We start from the raw sequence: 16,608 nt of genomic DNA, 5'->3' as shown, positions 1-16,608 counted from the left end.
GCCTCGGGAGAAGACGATGGCGCCCCGGGGCTACGGCGTCTCTCTCCGTTGCGAAAAGAATGTCCGCAAGATTTCGGCCGACTGAATCTCGTTGAAGCCGGAATAGACCTCCGGAACATGATGGCAGGTCGGCTGTGCATAGAATCGCACGCCATTATCGACAGCCCCGCCTTTTGGATCTTCGGCGCCGTAATAGAGCCTGCGGATACGCGCAAACGAGATGGCTGCCGCGCACATGGTGCAAGGCTCCAGCGTCACATAGAGATCTGCGCCGACAAGGCGTTCCTGTCCGAGGGCTTCGCAGGCGAGCCGGATCGCGACGATCTCGGCGTGCGCGGTGACGTCTTTCAGCTCGCGCGTACGGTTTCCGGCGTGTGAAACGGCGATATCGTCGACCACCACGACGGCGCCGATCGGCACCTCACCGCGCTCGCCGGCCGCGCGCGCTTCCTCAAGCGCCATCTCCATGAAACGATTTGTCTTCATGATCGCGACAATTTCCACTTAACCGCAGATGCGTGACCTGATAGACAGGCCCAAAAGGCAGGCAAACAACAAATGACATCCAAAGACAAGCCAAAACGCCCGGGCGCAAAGCCCTTTTCACGGGATGACAGGCCGAAAGCCGCTCCCAAGACGGGTGGCGCGAAGCCGGCAAAGACTGCCGCCGCGCGCTCGATCGCGGCCGAAGCCGATGGCGAGGCCAAGGCCGAGCGCATCTCCAAGGTGATGGCGCGCGCCGGCGTCGCCTCCCGCCGCGACATCGAGCGCATGATCATGGAAGGCCGTGTGACGCTGAACGGCACGGTTCTCGACACGCCCGTCGTCAACGTCACGCTCGCTGACCGGATCGAAGTGGACGGCGTGCCGATCCGCGGCATCGAGCGCACCAGGCTCTGGCTCTATCACAAGCCGGCCGGGCTGGTGACCACCAATGCCGATCCGGAAGGCCGCCCGACCGTGTTCGACAACCTGCCGGAAGAGCTGCCGCGTGTCATGTCGATCGGCCGCCTCGACATCAATACCGAAGGCCTGCTGCTGTTGACCAATGATGGCGGCCTCGCCCGCGCGCTGGAGCTGCCGGCGACCGGCTGGCTGAGGCGCTACCGTGTCCGCGCCCATGGCGAGATCGATCAGGAAGCGCTCGACAAGCTGAAGGATGGCATCGCCGTCGACGGCGTGCTCTACGGATCGATCGAGGCGACGCTCGACCGCACCCAGGGCTCGAACGTCTGGATCACCATGGGCCTTCGCGAAGGCAAGAACCGCGAAATCAAGAACGTGCTCGGCGCGCTTGGCCTCGACGTCAACCGCCTGATCCGCATTTCCTATGGGCCGTTCCAACTCGGCGATTTGCCGGAAGGCCATGTCATCGAAGTGCGCGGCCGCACGCTACGCGACCAGCTCGGCCCGCGCCTGATCGAGGAAGCCAAGGCGAATTTCGACGCGCCGATCTATAACGCCCCGGCTGTCGCCGCGGAGGAAGAGGCCGAGGCCGTTGCACCCGAGAAGCGTGAGCGGCCGCGCCGCGACGAAGACAAGCGCGAAAGGGCGCTGAGCCGCCTTGACACCAAGCGGGACGACCGCCGCGGTGGCGGGCGCCGCGATGACGATCGCCGCGACGGTGGCCGCCGGGATGATGAGAAGCCGAAGCGCTCCGAGCCGCTCGGCCAGCGCCGCAGCGCCAATGTCTGGATGGCGCCGGGCGCCCGGCCGCTCGGCGAAAAGGCGGCCGCGAAAGCCGCCAAGAATGAGCAGACCGCGCGCCGGCGCGGCGAACAGGCGCCGGCAAAGAGTACCGGTTCCCACCACATCGAGGATCGCCCGCGCACCCAGATCAATCGCGTGCGCGAGGAGGACGGCGAATGGATCCGCTCGAGCGAGCAGCCCAATCGCAAGGATGAAGGCGAAGGCCGCGGCCGCAAGCGTCCGTTCGGGGATCGTCCGGGCCGCGAAGAGCGCGGTTTTGGCGACCGCCCGGCGCGCGGCGACCGCCGTCCGCGCGAAGCAGGTGACGAACGTCCGCGTGCCAGAAACTCTGCCGGCGAAGGCCGTCCGGAGCGTCCGCGCGGCGACCGGCCTTTCGGCGATCGTCCTTCGCGTGGCGACCGCCCCTTCGGCGACAAGCCGCGCGGTGATCGCAAGCCGCGTACGGATGGCGACGAGCGTCCGCGTGCTGCCAGAGCCTCCACCGGTGAGGCCCGTTCGGAGCGTCCGCGCGGCGACCGGCCTTTCGGTGACCGTCCTTCACGTGGGGATCGGCCCTTCGGCGACAAGCCGCGCGGTGATCGCCGGCCGCGCGAAGACGGTGATGAGCGTCCGCGGGCAGCCAGAAGCTTCGCCGGCGAGGGCCGCTCCGAGCGTCCGCGTGGCGAGGGATCGTTCCGCGACAAGCCTTCGGATGACAAGCCGCGCGGCAAGAGCTTTGCGGCCAAGCCGGGCGGGCCGAAGAAATTTTCCGGCAAGCCGAAGGGCGCCAAGCCGGGCGGCGACAGGCCATCAGGCGGCCCGTCCAGAGGTGGTGCTAGAGGAAAGGGAATGACGCGCGGTGCGGATCGTCGGCGGTGAGTTTCGCGGACGGCCTCTCGCCGTGCCAAAATCCAACGATATCCGGCCGACTGCCGACCGGACGCGCGAGAGCCTGTTCAATATATTGAGCCATGCCTATCCGGAGTGCGTCGACGGCACCCGGATCCTCGACCTTTTCGCCGGAACCGGCGCTGTCGGCCTCGAAGCGGTCTCGCGCGGCTGTCGTCATGCGCTCTTCGTCGAAAACAGCGTCGAGGGCAGGGCGCTGCTTTGGGAAAACATCGACGCGCTCGGCCTGCACGGCCGCACGCGCATCCTGCGCCGCGATGCGACCGATCTCGGTAGCGTCGGCAATCTCGAACCTTTCGACGTGCTCTTTGCCGATCCTCCCTATGGCAAGGGTCTCGGTGAGAAGGCGATGGCGGCGGCGGCCGAGGGCGGCTGGCTGCGGGTGGGCGCGATCGCCGTGCTCGAAGAGCGCGCCGACGTTGTCGTTTCCGTCCACCCTTCCTATGTTTTCCTCGAAAGCCGCATCTTTGGCGATACGAGGGTGCATTTTTTCCGGTATCAGCCGCAATAGGTGGGAGCGCGGGGCGTGCAGCAGGCAGAGATCATCAGTCCGAAACTGCCTGCGATCAGCGATCTTCCAACGGTCGCGGTTGCCTTCGGCGGCGGCGGCGCGCGTGGACTTTCCCATATCCATATCATCGAAACGCTTGATGAGCTCGGCATCCGCCCCGTGGCGATTGCAGGTTCGTCGATCGGGTCGATTATGGGGGCCGGCATGGCCGCCGGCATGTCCGGCGCGGAAATCCGCGAACATGCGCTGGCCACCGTCGGCAACAAGACGGCCGTCGTCAGCCGCATCTGGGGCCTGAGGCCGGCGACCGTGCGTGATGCGGTGGCGAAAGGGATCCGCATCGGCCAGTTCAACCTGGAACGGATCCTCAAGGCCTTCCTGCCCTCCGAGCTGCCGGCGCGTTTCGGGGATCTACTCGTCCCGATGAAGGTGATCACCACCGATTATTACGGCCAGCACGAAGTCATCGTCGAAGGCGGCGAATTGTTCCCGGCGCTCGCTGCCTCTTCCGCCATTCCCGCCGTCTTCATGCCGGTGCGCTTGCACGGCCGGGTGATGATCGACGGCGGCATCAGCAATCCGGTGCCCTATGAATGCCTGATGGATCTCGCCGACATCGTCGTCGGGATCGATGTCGTCGGCGCACCCGAAGGCGACGGCACCCATATTCCGAACCGCATGGAAAGCATCTTCGGCTCCGGCCAGCTGATGATGCAGACGGCGATCACGCTGAAGCTGAAGCTGCGCCAGCCGCACATCTTCCTGCGCCCGACGGTCGGGCGCACCGGCGTCATGGATTTTCTCAAAGCGCGCGAAGTGCTCGCCATGTCCGTCGGGGTCAAGGACGATTTAAAATTCGCCCTCGACCGCGAGATCGAAGCGCGCTTGAAACGCTAGTTCTTACGGGGCATGGCCCTCATGGCCGCCGCCTGCGCCCTTCGATGCCTCGTCCATCAGCATGACAGTGCCTTCGAAGCTCGAGAAGAGCGCAAGCGCGGAAGAATCAAGGCTTGCCTCGGCCTCCTTCAGTCCGGCCGCCAGCCCGGCGGCGTCATTCGCCGAAAGCCCGAGCTTCTCCAGCGTCCCGGCCTCCCTGAGGCTGTCGCCGCTGCAGAGATAGGCGCTCCAGCCATGATGCGTCCTTTTCATCAGGACGCGCCCGCCGCGCCCATCCTGTCGCCAGCCGGCGATCGCCCAATCGGCCTCAACGACGACCGGCGAGGGGCTTCTCCGGCCTTTCGAACATTGTCTTCAGCGTTGCAACGATCGCCTGCTGAGGATCGTCCTCTGCAGATGCGATGGATGCGAGCAGCACGATGGCAAGAATGGCGATGATCGTCTTCATCTGATGGCCTCCCTCAAGCGAAAACGCGTTTCAAGGGCGGCACGAACCGAACGACGATCTGGTCGAAGGCGATCATCGCGAGAATGGCGAGCCCGCTCATCGGAAAAGCGAGGGAAAAGATGACGACGATCACCCACAGGCCGGAATAGACCGAGCGCCTTGGCGGCATGGGCGGCACGCCGAGGCGGCCGGACGGGCGCCTCTTCCACCACATGGCGACGGCGGTCACGCAGCTCAGGATGATGGCGAGGCAGGTTGCAAGCATCAGCAGCTGGTTGAAAAGCCCCCATTCCTGTCCCTGGTGAACATTGATGCCCCACTCGATCGCTTGGCCAAGGAAGGGATATTGACCGAAGCCGATATCGATCAACGGTTTACCGGAGTACTGATCGATATGGACGGTGCGTTCGCCGGAGAGATCGTCGGGATAGACGGAAGCGGTATAGACGCCCGTTTCGTCGGAAGGAATCGCCACTTCGAAGCCCGGCGTCATGCCGAGCCGCCTGGCGATCTCCACCGCTCTGTCGAGGCCGATCGGCTTGGCTGACTGCGCCGCGGCGATATCGGAAAGCGGGACGGGCGCCTTCTCGATGATCCAGCCGCTCTTCGGGAGAATATCCTCGGTTACTTTGCGCGACTTCGGCACGTCGTCCCAGAGCTGAACGGGGTAGCCGAGGCCCTGCTCGGTCAGCCAGGCATTGGCATTGGCTCCCCAATAGCCCGACCAGGGCATGCCTGTAATCGCCAGGAAGAAGATCAGCACACCTGCAAAAGCGCCGGTCACCGCGTGCATGTCGCGCCAGAAAACGCGGCGGCTCGGCGTTCCCCGCACGGTGATGACGCCGCCCGTCTGGCGTCGCGGCCACCAGAGATAAATGCCGGTGACGACGAGCACCATGGCGAAGCCGCCGGCAATTTCGGTCAGCAGGTTCGTCCCGCGGCCGAAATAGGCGAGGCTGTGGATGCGCTTGACGACATAGTTGAACTCGTTGGTCGATCCGACCGCGTCGAGCACCTTTCCATCATAGGGGTTGACGAAGACCAGCGTCGCGCCGGCCTCGCGGGAGGCGACGGTGACGATGGCCGATCGTTCCGGCAGGGCCGGATCCTTGTAGGAGGTTACGATGGAGCCCGGCACCGCAGATGCGGCGATCGCTGCGATCCGCTCGGCCGGGAGCGCCTTGCCGGCCGGCTGGACGACGTAACGGTAGCCGAAGAAGGTGCTGTTGATCTCATCCTTGAAGAGATAGAGCGATCCTGTGATCGCCAGGTTGAGCATGAAGGGGATGACGAGAAGCCCGGCAAAGAAATGCCAGCGCCAGATGGCGCGATAGAGCGAAACGCCATCGATGGCGCCCTCCACCGCTTCGGTAGCAGGAATGGTCGACATGAGAATGGATCCGTATCCACGGCCGATGGCACGCATGCAGGTCGGCCGGCGTTGAAAGGCGCGTTACGGCGCCCGCCGCAACACGAGGTTCAGGCAGGGGTCGGATGGAAAGGAGGCGCGCGAGGGCCGGTATTGGGCGGGAAAAGCTGGCGCTGGAAGGGCTCGTCGGGGATCGGCAGTTCGGCCGCGACGGCAAAAGGTATCGGAAGACCGGCGACATCAGCCGGCGCCGGCAGCAGGGTCGAAGCGCTGATCCGGCAGGCCTCGCAACCACGCGAATGGGCTTTGTCGTGCTGGCCCTGGTCGGACGTGTCGCTGACGGTCACGCATAGCGTCGGCAGCGTTCCATCGGGAAGCACATATTGCGAGAATTCAGCCGGACCGGGATCGGCGGCTGCAGTGGGAGCCTGATGGGCGAAGCCGACGAAGATGAGCGCGACGGCGCAGAGGATGCGCAGTGCCCATTGTTCGATTTGTCCTGCCCGCCTGCTCAACATTCCCTCACGGATCATTCCGATCGCCGGTTGATAGACGCTGCTCAGCGCTTGTTCAATGCGTCAATTTTGCAAACCGCAGGGCGATCAGGCATCCGCCGTCACATCCACCGTTCCGGCCAGCGGATCGTCCTCGAAGGGATCGGCAGCCCGTTTCGGCTTGACCAGCGGTTCGGGATGGACGGGGTGGGAAAACAGCATGTCGCGCCCGGCCTGCAGGCCTTCGGATACCTGCAGCACCAGACGCGCCTCGTCGCGCTTGCGGATATCCTCGCCGATTTCATAGGCGTCGACCTCGGCAACGCCCAGCGCCTCCAGTGTTCGCCGCCCGAAGAGCAGGCCGGATTCCAGGGTTTCGCGCAGCTCGTAATCGACGCCCTTGTTGCGCAGCTCGATCGAGTGGATGCGATCGTAGGAGCGCACGTAAAGCCGCGTGTGCGGATAGTCCGCCTGCACCAGTTCGACCACTTTGTCGGTGATCTCCTTCTTCTGCGTGCAGACCAGCACGATCTTCGCCCGGTCGATGCCGGCCGAGCGCAGCACGTCCTTGCGCGTGCCGTCGCCGAAATAGATGCGGAAACCGAAGGAGGAGGCCTGGCGGATGCGGTCGGCCGAAAAATCGATGACCGTGACGCTGCGCCCGCCGGCAAGCAGGATCTGGGCGGCGATCTGGCCGAAACGGGAAAAGCCGACCATCAGCACGTCGGCACCTGCGCCTTCGAAATCCTCGTCCAGTTCTTCCTCTTCATCGGCGCTCAGCAGCCGCTTGGAAAGCGCGGTTCCGATCGGCGTCAGCGCCATGGACAGCGTGACGATCGCCACCAGCAGAGAAGCCGTGCTCGTCGACATCAGCCCGGTCACACCGGCCGTGGTGAACAGCACGAAACCGAATTCGCCGCCCTGCGGCAGAAGGAACGCGATGCGGATCGCATCGTTGTGGGAAGAGCCGGAAATGCGGCAGAGCCCGTAGATGATGATCGCCTTGACCGCCATGACGATCGGCACGGCGACGAGGATGAAGACGGCGTTGTCGACGAGAACCTCGAGTTCCAGCGACAGGCCGACGGCGATGAAGAAGATGGCGAGCAGCACGCCGCGGAACGGCTCGATATCGGCCTCCAGCTCGTGCCGGTAGGAGGATTCGGCCAGCATGACGCCGGAAAGGAAGGCGCCCATGGCCATCGAAAGCCCGGCAAGCTGCATCAGGCTCGCCGATCCCATGACGACGAAGAGCGCGGCTGCGATCATCGCCTCGCGCGCGCCGGTCCGGGCGATGACCTGGAAGAGCGGCGTCAGCAGATAGCGGCCCATGACGATCATCGCCGCGACCGCGCCGATCGCCACCGCGAAATCCAGGAGCGGCGCGTTGCTGCCCTTGTCGCCGCCGTCGAGAATGGTGATCAGCGCCAGGAGCGGCACGATCGCCAGGTCCTGAAACAGGAGCATCGAGAAGGAGCGTTGCCCGTATTTCGTGTTGACGTCGCCGTCACCCTCGAGGATCTGCATGGCGAAAGCCGTCGAAGACAGCGCCAGGCCGAATCCGGCAACGATGCTGCCGCGCCAGTCGACGACATCGGAAAGCCGGGCGAGCGCCGTCAGCGCCAGTCCCGTCAGCACCACCTGGGCGGTGCCGAGGCCGAAGATATCGCGCCGCATCTGCCAGAGGCGGCTGGGCTTCAGCTCCAGCCCGATGATGAAGAGCAGGAAGACGACTCCGAGCTCGGCCACGGCGAGGATCTGTTCGCCGTCCGTGATGCCGTGGAAGACCGGGCCGATGACGATGCCTGCCGCGAGGTAGCCGAGCACCGTCCCAAGCCCGAGCTTCTTGAAGATCGGGGCTGCGACCACTGCGCCTCCGAGCAGCAGGATCGTTTCGGAAAAAAACTCGTTGGGCGCGGACATGCTGCAATTTCTTTCCATGGCGGGGAGCATGCGGGCAGCCCCGACAAAGAATCGGCGGCGGCGGCCTTGATGCCTGGGAGAGTGCACAATAAATGGAAGCCGAAGGAAAGGCCAAATCATGTCCTCTGAAATCGATTCCTCGACACTTCTTTCCCGCGCAACTCAGTTGATCGATCTGGCAAGGAAGGCTGGGGCCGATGCTGCCGACGCCGTCGTCGTCCGATCGCGCTCGCAATCGGTCAGCGTTCGCCTCGGCAAGGTCGAGGGCACGGAATCCTCCGAAAGCGACGATTTTTCGCTGCGCGTCTTCATCGGCAAGCGCGTCGCCAGCGTTTCGGCCAATCCGGGCTTCGATCTCCAGGCGCTTGCCGAACGCGCCGTCGCCATGGCGAAGGTTTCCCCGGAGGATCCCTTCGCTTGCCTGGCGGATGAGGCGAACCTCTCGAAATCCTATCCCGACCTGCAATTGCTCGACACGACGGAGGTCTCCTCCGAGATGCTGCGCGAGGCCGCTCTTAGCGCCGAGGCGGCGGCGCTTGCGGTCGATGGTGTCACCAATTCCTCCGGCGCCGGCGCATCGGCCGGCATGGGCGGCCTCGTTCTTGCGACCTCGCACGGTTTTGCGGGCAGCTACATGGCCTCCCGTTTCGGCCATTCCGTCAGCGTCATCGCCGGCGAAGGCACCGGCATGGAGCGCGACTATGATTTCGACAGCCGCCTCTATTACGCCGATCTCGACGATCCCTCCGAAATCGGCCGCCGTGCCGGCGAGCGGGTGGTCAAACGCATCAATCCGCGCCAGGTGCCGACCGGCAAGGGTGTCACCGTCGTCTTCGATCCACGTGTCGCGCGCGGCTTCGTCGGCCATATCGCCGGCGCGATCAACGGCGCCGCGGTTGCCCGCAAGACCAGCTTCCTGCGTGACAAGATGGGCCAGCAGGTGCTGAAGGCGGGCCTGTCGATCACCGACGATCCGCTGATCGTGCGCGGCCCGTCCTCGCGGCCCTTCGACGGCGAGGGCGTCTCCGGCGAGCGGCTGGTGATGATTGAGGACGGCGTGCTGAAGCACTGGTTCCTTTCGACCTCGACCGGCCGCGAACTCGGTCTTGAAACCAACGGCCGCGGCGTGCGCGGCGGCAGCGCCGTCACCCCTTCCTCGACCAACCTTGCCCTGGAACCCGGCGACGTCTCGCCGGATGAGCTGATCCGCAGCGTCGGCAACGGTTTTTACGTTACCGAACTGATCGGCCACGGCGTCAACATGATCACCGGCGAATACAGCCGCGGCGCCACCGGCTTCTGGATCGAGAACGGCGAGCTCACCTTCCCGGTGTCCGAGGTGACGATCGCCTCGAACCTCAAGGACATGTTCATGCGCCTGACGCTGGCAAACGACATCGACCGCAAGTTCGGCGTCGCCGCTCCCACCTTTGCCATCGAAGGCATGACGCTGGCTGGGCGCTAGAGCATGATGAGCGAGAGCGATAAGAGCCGCTGGCAGAGCGATCTCGCACTGATCGCCGATGCCGCGAGAGAGGCGGGCGCGGTCGCTTTCAGCTTCTTCAACCAGTCTCCCGAGGTCTGGTGGAAGAACGAGGACCGCTCCCCCGTCAGCGCCGCCGATTTCGCCGCCAACAAGACGCTCGAAACGATCCTGCGTAAGGCCCGTCCGGAGTATGGCTGGCTGTCTGAGGAAACCGAGGACGATGCCGCCCGCCTCTCGCGTGAGACGCTGTTCATCGTCGATCCGATCGACGGCACGCGCGCTTTCCTCGGCGGGCAGAAGGTCTGGTGCGTCAGCGTCGCGGTCGTCCATCACGGCCGGCCGGTTGCCGGCGTGCTCTATGCGCCGGCGCTGGAGGAGCTTTATGAAGCCGCCGAAGGCGGGGTGGCGCTGAAAAACGGGTCGCCCTTCAGCGTCTCGGACGCCGGACCGGAGGAGACGAGCCGCATTGCGATCGGCGAGGATTTGCTGAAAACCTTTGCGCCGGAGTTTCGCGACCGGGTCACGCGCCACAAGCACGTTCCCTCGCTCGCCTATCGCATCGCCATGGTGGCTGACGGCCGTCTCGAAGGCACCTTCGTCAAGGGCAATTCGCACGATTGGGACCTTGCCGCCGCCGATCTGATCCTCGCCCGCGCCGGCGGCGCTCTCGTCGATCTCGCCGGCAGGCCGATCCGCTACAACCGCGCCGACGTGACCCACAGGGTCCTCTGCGCCGCACCCGCGCCTCGCATCGATGAGTTCCTCACGGCCTTTCCGGGACGACGAGACAGTTGACGTTTCCGTCAAAATCCCGCAGATGGATTGGCGGAGGAGACTAGCAGAAAGAGAACAAGAAAATGACTGACTCCGGTGACAAGAAGCAGCTTTTGCACCTCGTTTTTGGCGGCGAGCTGGAAAACCTCGATGATGTGCAGTTTCGTGATCTGAGCGGTCTCGATATCGTCGGCATTTTCCCCGATTATGCCACGGCGCTGACGGCCTGGAAGTCGAAGGCGCAGCAGACGGTCGACAATGCGCATATGCGCTACTTCATCGTCCACATGCATCGTTTGCTCGATCCGCAGGAAAAGGCCAAAGGCAACTGACCTTTGGTCCATGCCGACGGCCAAACGCTCCTTGAGCGGGATTCGTGCATCGGCCGCCCGGCAGGCGGCTCGTTTGACGCATTCTGAACAAAATGATCGGCCATTCCGGCCGCAACGATAATTAGGGAATGGGGTTTGATGGCGATCGCTTTTGATCGGAGGCAGGCGCAATGAGCTCCCGGATGGCGCGGTTCGGTCTGAGCGCATATCGTCTGGCGGGAACCGTGGCCTCTCCTGTCGTCGGCCTCTATCTCACCTACCGCACGGCCAAGGGCAAGGAAGACCGCGCCCGCCGCCTCGAGCGCTTCGGCTATCCGAGCGCCAACCGGCCGCAAGGCCCGCTCGTCTGGTTTCACGCCGCAAGCGTCGGCGAAACCAACGCCGTCATCCCGCTGATCCGTGAAATCCGCCGCCGCGACATCCATGTCATCCTGACGACCGGCACCATCACCTCCGCCAGGCTCGCCGCCGAGCGCATTGGCAATGAGGCGATCCACCAATATGTGCCGCTCGACCTGAAACCCTCCGTCAGCCGCTTCCTCGATTACTGGCAGCCCGATTGCGCCATTATCGCCGAATCCGAGATCTGGCCGGCGACGGTGCTGGAACTCGGCCGCCGCCGCATTCCGCAGATCCTGGTCAATGCCCGCATGTCGGACCGCTCCTTTGCCCGCTGGCGCCGCCGTCCGGCAATCGCCGAGGCCCTGTTTGAGAACCTCGCCCTCGTCATCGCCCAATCGGACGTCGATGCCGAACGTTTCCGCGATCTCGGCGCCGTCCCCGTCATCACCTCGGGCAACCTCAAGGTCGATACCGACGCCCCGCCTTATGACAGCGCTGTCTTCGCCCGCTACAAGAAGCAGATCGGCGAGCGCAAGACCTGGGCGGCGATCTCGACCTTCGACGGCGAGGAGAATGCCGCCGGCATCGTTCATCGCGCCCTGAAGGAGCGTGATCGCCAGTTGACGATCATCGTGCCGCGCCATCCCGAGCGCAGCGACGAGATCGAGGCGGCTCTCGTCAAGCAAGGACTGAAAGTTGCCCGCCGCACCCGCGACGATGTCCTGTCGGCCGATGTCGATGTCTTCCTCGGCGATACGATCGGCGAAATGGGCCTTTATTTGAGACTGACGGAGGTCGCCTTCGTCGGCCGCTCGCTTTTTGCGGAAGGCGGCCAGAACCCGCTGGAGCCGGCCATGCTCGGCTGCGCCATCCTCTCCGGCGGCAATGTGCAGAATTTCCGCGAGTCCTATCAGAAGCTCGCGCGCAGCGGCAGCGCCCGCATGGTGCGCGATACCGAGATGCTGGCCAAGGGCGTGCATTACCTGCTGACCAATGATGAGGCCCGCCGCAGCATGATCGAGGCCGGCATCACCGCCGTGCACGACATGCGTGGGGCACTGTCGGCGACGGTGAGGGGGCTAGAACCCTATATCAATCCGCTCACCGTCAAGGCGCGACTGCTGCCGAAGGCCATGGCGCAGGTCTGAGGAGGCACGATGTCGGCTGCGGCGCATATCAAAGGCATTCTCTTCGACAAGGACGGCACGCTGCTCGATTATGACGAGAGCTGGCTGCCGGTGAACCGGGAGCTTGCGCGCATCGCTGCCGAAGACGACGCCGCCCTGGCGGACCATCTTCTCGCCGCATGCGGCATGGATCCGGTCACCGGCCATATCGTTCCCGACAGCCTGCTCGCCGCCGGCAATACCCGCCAGATTGCCGAAGGCCTCGTCGCCGCCGGCTCCAAGGTCGACGTCATCGAGCTGACGATCAAGCTCGACAATCTCTTTGCCAACGCCGCCGAATTCTCCGTGCCGGTCACCGATCTCGCGGCTTTCTTTTCCCGCCTGAAACAGCGCGGCTTCAAGCTCGGTATTGCCTCCAGCGACAATGAGCGTTCGATCCGCCAGACGGCCCAGCGTTTCGGCATTTCCGAATATGTCGATTACATCGCCGGTTACGACAGCGGCTTCGGCGTCAAGCCGGAGCCCGGCATGGTCCTCGGCTTCTGCGCCGCGACCGGTCTTTCGCCGGCCGAAGTCGCCATGGTCGGCGACAACAATCATGATCTGCATATGGGCCTCAATGCCGGGACGGGGCTTAAGATAGCGGTGCTGACGGGCACGGGTTCACGCTCCTCGCTTGCCGCCGCCGCCGATCATGTGCTCGACGATATCACCGGCATCGAGACGCTGCTGCCGGACCTGCAGCCGGCCTGATCGGTAAGGGCTTGCATTTTCATCGGTTTTGACCTCTCAATCCGGCCGGGAAAACGGAAATTCTCCGGCCGGGCAGGGAGCGGAACGGCAAAATGATTTCAGAAGCGCCGCCGTTCTGGTGGAGGAAAGCCGACTGGCGGGCCTGGCTGCTCTCGCCGCTTTCTTTTCTCTATGGCCGTATCGCCGGCCACCGCATGGCCCATGCGCGCCGTGCCTCCGTTCCCATTCCCGTTATCTGCGTCGGCAATTTCACCGTCGGCGGCGCCGGCAAGACGCCGACTGCGCTGGCAATCGCTCGCGCCGCCAAGGCCAAGGGGCTGAAGCCGGGTTTTCTCAGCAGGGGTTATGGCGGCTCGATCGATGTGACGACGGTGGTCGATGCCGACCACCACCGGGCGCTCGCCGTCGGCGACGAGCCGTTGCTGCTTGCCCGGGAGGCCCTGACGGTGATTTCCCGCAGGCGCGTCGACGGGGCTCGGCGGCTGGTGGCGGAGGGCGCCGATCTCATCATCATGGATGACGGCTTCCAGAGCGCCCGGCTGGCGATCGACTATGCCCTGCTTGTCATCGATGCGACGCGCGGCCTCGGCAATGGCCATATCGTGCCGGGCGGGCCGGTGCGCGCGCCGATCCGCCAGCAATTGCGCCATGCGACGGCCCTGCTGAAGGTCGGCAGCGGCAATGCCGCCGACCGGATCGTGCGCATGGCGGCGCGGGCGGCCAAGCCCTATTTCACCGCCTCGCTGAAGGTGCGCGGCGACAATACGCTGGCCGGTACCAAGGTTCTCGCCTTTGCCGGCATCGCCGATCCCGCCAAATTCTTCCGCACGGTCGAGTCGCGCGGCGCCGAAATCGCGGTCGCCAAAAGCTTCGGTGATCACGAGCACCTGACCGAGGACGAGATCGACGACCTCCTGGCGACCGCCGAGCAGCAGGGTCTGCTGATCGTCACCACTTCTAAGGATTTCGTCCGCCTCGCCGGTCATCAGGGCAAGGCCGAACAGCTGGCGCAAAAATGCCGGGTGATCGAGGTTGATATGGTGTTCGAGGATCATCTCGCAGCGGGACTGATTATCGACCGCGCGATCGTCGCCTGCCGCGAACGGCGCCTGCGGGAAATGAAGGCGGGGAACAATTCCCGCCCGAGCGCTTAATTTAGCGGGCGGCAGCCGCCCTGGGTAAAGTAAAATTCACGAACGCCGCTGGTTCGGCAGCACGCCGGCGCGTTTGTCGGCTTCGAGCGACGTCCCGACGTCTGCATAGGGCTCCTGCCGGGCGACGCTCCAGTAGCGCAGCTCGTCGAGCGGAATATGCTTCCCGCTCATCGCGCAGACGACGTAGGAGCCGGGTGAGAGAATCTGGAAATCGCCATCGAGATAGCGGATCTTCGCCTCGCGGTTCCCGTGCCCTTCGAACAAATTCATGTGCTCCGTTCCCTGCAGCCTGTCATTAAAGCATGTCGCGCAAAAGTGTGCCGCGGTTTTGCGATCACGACATGCGGAAAACCAAAGACCTAAAGCGTGGCAAGCGAATCTGAAAGATCGCGGCATGCTTTAGTCTGCCATACTCCCGGCAGGGCCGCTTTTCCAGCTTTTTCAGCTTCGGCCGAAAAGCCGCTCGATATCGCTGAGCTTCAATTCGATATAGGTCGGCCGGCCGTGATTGCACTGGCCGGAGCCGGGCGTCACTTCCATTTCTCTCAGCAGCGCGTTCATTTCCTCCGGCCGCAGCCGCCGCCCGGAGCGCACCGATCCATGGCAGGCCATGGTCGCCGCGACATATTCGAGCTTCGCCGAAAGGCCGGAGGCCGTGTCCCATTCGGCGATCTCGTCGGCAAGCTGACGGATGAGGCCATGTGCATCGACCTCGCCGAGCATGGCCGGCGTTTCGCGCACGGCGATCGCCCCGGGGCCGAAGCGCTCGATCGCAAGGCCGAGCTCGGCAAGTTCGCCGGCATGCTGCATCAGCCGGTCGCAATCCTCTTCCGGAATGTCGATGATCTCCGGAATGAGCAGCACCTGCGAGGCGAGCCGCTTCGAATGCAGCGCCTTGCGCATCGCCTCGAAGACCAGCCGCTCATGGGCGGCATGCTGGTCGACGATGACGAGGCCGTCCTCGGTCTGGGCGACGATGTAATTTGCATGGATCTGCGCCCGTGCGGCGCCGAGCGGGTATCGCGTGATTGTTTCGGCGGCTACCGGCGCGGCGGCAGGCTGCGGCTCGGCTCGCGCCGTCGGCATCGAAAGCCCGTCAAAAGAGGCCTGCGGCCGTTCGGCAAAACCGGTTGCCGGCTGATAGGGCCGGAAAGGCGAAGTCTCGGCCGACCATCCGCCCCGCGGCCGTTCTGCGCTCGGCTGGAAGCCGGGGCGGAAGGCGCGCAGCATGTCGCTCGCTCCTGTTGTCGCCGCCCGGCTGCCGTCGCGGGCCAGAGCTTCGCGGATGGCGCCGACGATCAGGCCGCGCACGAGACCCGGATCGCGGAAGCGCACGTCGGACTTTGCCGGATGCACGTTGACGTCGACGAGTGCCGGATCGAGCGTGATCGACAGCACCGCCACCGGAAAGCGTCCTGAAGGGATCGTTTCGGCATAAGCGCCACGGATCGCCGACAGGATCAGCTTGTCCTGCACCGGCCGGCCGTTGACGAAGGCATATTGGTGAGCGGAGTTGCCGCGATTGAAGGTCGGCACGCCGGCAAAGCCGGTCAGCGAAACCTCCTCGCGCACGGCGTCGAGCGCGATGGCGTTGTCGCGGAATTCCTTGCCGAGCACCTGCGCCATGCGCGCCAGATGATCGTCGCCGGTCGCCGGAAATTCCAGCGTCGCGCGGTCCGAACCCGACAGCACGAAGCGCACGGCCGGAAAGGCGATGGCCATGCGCTTGACGATTTCGGTGATGGCGCCGGCCTCGGCTTTTTCCGTCTTCAGGAATTTGAGCCGCGCCGGTGTGGCGAAGAACAGGTCGCGCACTTCGACGATCGTGCCGGGATTGGCCGCGGCCGGCCTGATATGCATGATCTTGCCGCCGGTCACGGCGATCTCGTTGCCGCCTGCGCTGTCGCGCCTGCGGCTGGCGATGCTGAGCCTTGCGACTGATCCGATCGAGGGCAGCGCTTCGCCGCGAAAGCCGAGCGTGCGGATATCCTCGAGCGTCTCGGAAATTTTCGAGGTGCAGTGGCGCCTGACCGCCAGCTCCAGATCGGCCGCGTCCATGCCGGAGCCGTTGTCGCTGACGCGCAGAAGCGCCTTGCCGCCGCCAGCGGTGGCGATCTCGATGCGCGTCGCGCCGGCATCGAGCGCGTTTTCGATCAGTTCCTTGGCCGCGCTCGCCGGCCGCTCGATGACTTCGCCGGCGGCGATCTGGTTGATAAGCGTTTCGGAGAGCTGTCTGATGGCCATGCGCTATTTTCGGGGATTCGCGGGCTGGAGGGAAGGGGCTTCGGATCGCTTCGCGCAACTGTGATGCGCGGCTCCCCCAAATTGGGGGATCGGTAGTGTTAAGCCGGTTTTAACAGAAAAATGGCATTTCTAATCACACACCTCCGGAAGCCGCGA

At 64.6% G+C, this 16,608-nt stretch carries 15 protein-coding genes and 1 pseudogene; 9 read left to right on the top strand and 7 right to left on the bottom strand.

Translation table 11 applies throughout. The features are described from left to right. Positions 1 to 30 precede the first annotated feature (30 nt). Complete coding sequence (locus ATY76_RS31540) at positions 31 to 486, bottom strand: nucleoside deaminase (protein WP_280950958.1); 456 nt, start codon at positions 484 to 486, stop codon at positions 31 to 33. A gap of 72 nt (positions 487 to 558) precedes the next feature. On the opposite strand from ATY76_RS31540, the gene ATY76_RS31535 reads away from it, so the two are divergent. From ATY76_RS31535 to ATY76_RS31525, 3 genes are read left to right on the top strand one after another with little or no spacing between them, the layout of a single operon-like run. Beyond that, positions 559 to 2,568, top strand: a complete 2,010-nt coding sequence (locus tag ATY76_RS31535; protein WP_088678551.1) for a pseudouridine synthase — start codon at positions 559 to 561, stop codon at positions 2,566 to 2,568. Beyond that, positions 2,549 to 3,109 carry a 16S rRNA (guanine(966)-N(2))-methyltransferase RsmD gene (gene rsmD / locus ATY76_RS31530; RefSeq protein WP_088678550.1) on the top strand — a complete coding sequence of 187 codons (561 nt, stop codon included), beginning with the start codon at positions 2,549 to 2,551 and terminating at the stop codon, positions 3,107 to 3,109. Before ATY76_RS31535 ends, rsmD begins: the two co-directional genes overlap by 20 nt. A gap of 15 nt (positions 3,110 to 3,124) precedes the next feature. After that, the gene (locus tag ATY76_RS31525; protein WP_088678549.1) at positions 3,125 to 4,006 is read left to right on the top strand and encodes a patatin-like phospholipase family protein; all 882 of its coding nucleotides are present in this window, start codon (positions 3,125 to 3,127) and stop codon (positions 4,004 to 4,006) included. 3 nt (positions 4,007 to 4,009) lie between these two features. Here the strand turns inward: ATY76_RS31525 and ATY76_RS31520 are convergent. From ATY76_RS31520 to ATY76_RS31505, 4 genes and pseudogenes are all read right to left on the bottom strand, one after another. Next, positions 4,010 to 4,454, bottom strand: a pseudogene (locus tag ATY76_RS31520) (copper uptake system-associated protein). Positions 4,455 to 4,467: 13 nt separating this feature from the next. Further along, positions 4,468 to 5,844 carry a PepSY domain-containing protein gene (locus tag ATY76_RS31515; protein ID WP_088678548.1) on the bottom strand — a complete coding sequence of 459 codons (1,377 nt, stop codon included), beginning with the start codon at positions 5,842 to 5,844 and terminating at the stop codon, positions 4,468 to 4,470. Positions 5,845 to 5,933: 89 nt separating this feature from the next. Next, positions 5,934 to 6,338, bottom strand: a complete 405-nt coding sequence (locus ATY76_RS31510) for a hypothetical protein (protein ID WP_088678614.1) — start codon at positions 6,336 to 6,338, stop codon at positions 5,934 to 5,936. Between the two features lie 87 nt (positions 6,339 to 6,425). Beyond that, complete coding sequence (locus ATY76_RS31505; protein WP_088678547.1) at positions 6,426 to 8,240, bottom strand: monovalent cation:proton antiporter-2 (CPA2) family protein; 1,815 nt, start codon at positions 8,238 to 8,240, stop codon at positions 6,426 to 6,428. Between the two features lie 118 nt (positions 8,241 to 8,358). Here ATY76_RS31505 and ATY76_RS31500 point away from each other — a divergent pair, with 118 nt between their 5' ends. The 6 genes from ATY76_RS31500 (at position 8,359) to lpxK (ending at position 14,208) form a co-directional block, all read left to right on the top strand. Further along, positions 8,359 to 9,705: a TldD/PmbA family protein gene (locus ATY76_RS31500; protein WP_088678546.1), complete on the top strand. Its 1,347-nt coding sequence runs from the start codon at positions 8,359 to 8,361 to the stop codon at positions 9,703 to 9,705. A gap of 6 nt (positions 9,706 to 9,711) precedes the next feature. Beyond that, positions 9,712 to 10,521: a 3'(2'),5'-bisphosphate nucleotidase CysQ gene (locus ATY76_RS31495; protein WP_088678613.1), complete on the top strand. Its 810-nt coding sequence runs from the start codon at positions 9,712 to 9,714 to the stop codon at positions 10,519 to 10,521. A 62-nt stretch (positions 10,522 to 10,583) separates the two neighbouring features. Beyond that, entirely contained in the window at positions 10,584 to 10,832 is a 249-nt protein-coding gene (locus ATY76_RS31490; RefSeq protein WP_088678545.1) for a DUF4170 domain-containing protein, read from the top strand. 170 nt (positions 10,833 to 11,002) lie between these two features. Then, positions 11,003 to 12,322 carry a lipid IV(A) 3-deoxy-D-manno-octulosonic acid transferase gene (waaA, locus tag ATY76_RS31485; RefSeq protein WP_088678544.1) on the top strand — a complete coding sequence of 440 codons (1,320 nt, stop codon included), beginning with the start codon at positions 11,003 to 11,005 and terminating at the stop codon, positions 12,320 to 12,322. Positions 12,323 to 12,331: 9 nt separating this feature from the next. Further along, positions 12,332 to 13,054: an HAD family hydrolase gene (locus tag ATY76_RS31480; protein WP_088678543.1), complete on the top strand. Its 723-nt coding sequence runs from the start codon at positions 12,332 to 12,334 to the stop codon at positions 13,052 to 13,054. A gap of 92 nt (positions 13,055 to 13,146) precedes the next feature. Beyond that, positions 13,147 to 14,208: a tetraacyldisaccharide 4'-kinase gene (gene lpxK / locus ATY76_RS31475; protein WP_088678542.1), complete on the top strand. Its 1,062-nt coding sequence runs from the start codon at positions 13,147 to 13,149 to the stop codon at positions 14,206 to 14,208. Positions 14,209 to 14,244: 36 nt separating this feature from the next. Here lpxK and ATY76_RS31470 read toward each other — a convergent pair whose 3' ends face one another. Further along, positions 14,245 to 14,478, bottom strand: coding sequence for a DUF2093 domain-containing protein (locus ATY76_RS31470; RefSeq protein WP_088678541.1), 234 nt, complete (start codon positions 14,476 to 14,478; stop codon positions 14,245 to 14,247). Between the two features lie 171 nt (positions 14,479 to 14,649). Next, a complete protein-coding gene (mutL, locus tag ATY76_RS31465) occupies positions 14,650 to 16,452 on the bottom strand; it encodes a DNA mismatch repair endonuclease MutL (RefSeq protein ID WP_088678540.1) in 1,803 nt (600 codons plus the stop codon). Positions 16,453 to 16,608 lie beyond the last annotated feature (156 nt).

Source organism: Rhizobium sp. R339 (genome assembly GCF_002211395.1).
Lineage (GTDB): Bacteria > Pseudomonadota > Alphaproteobacteria > Rhizobiales > Rhizobiaceae > Rhizobium.
Note: the sequence above shows the minus strand (reverse complement) of the source record. Positions and strands in the feature narration are given on the sequence as shown.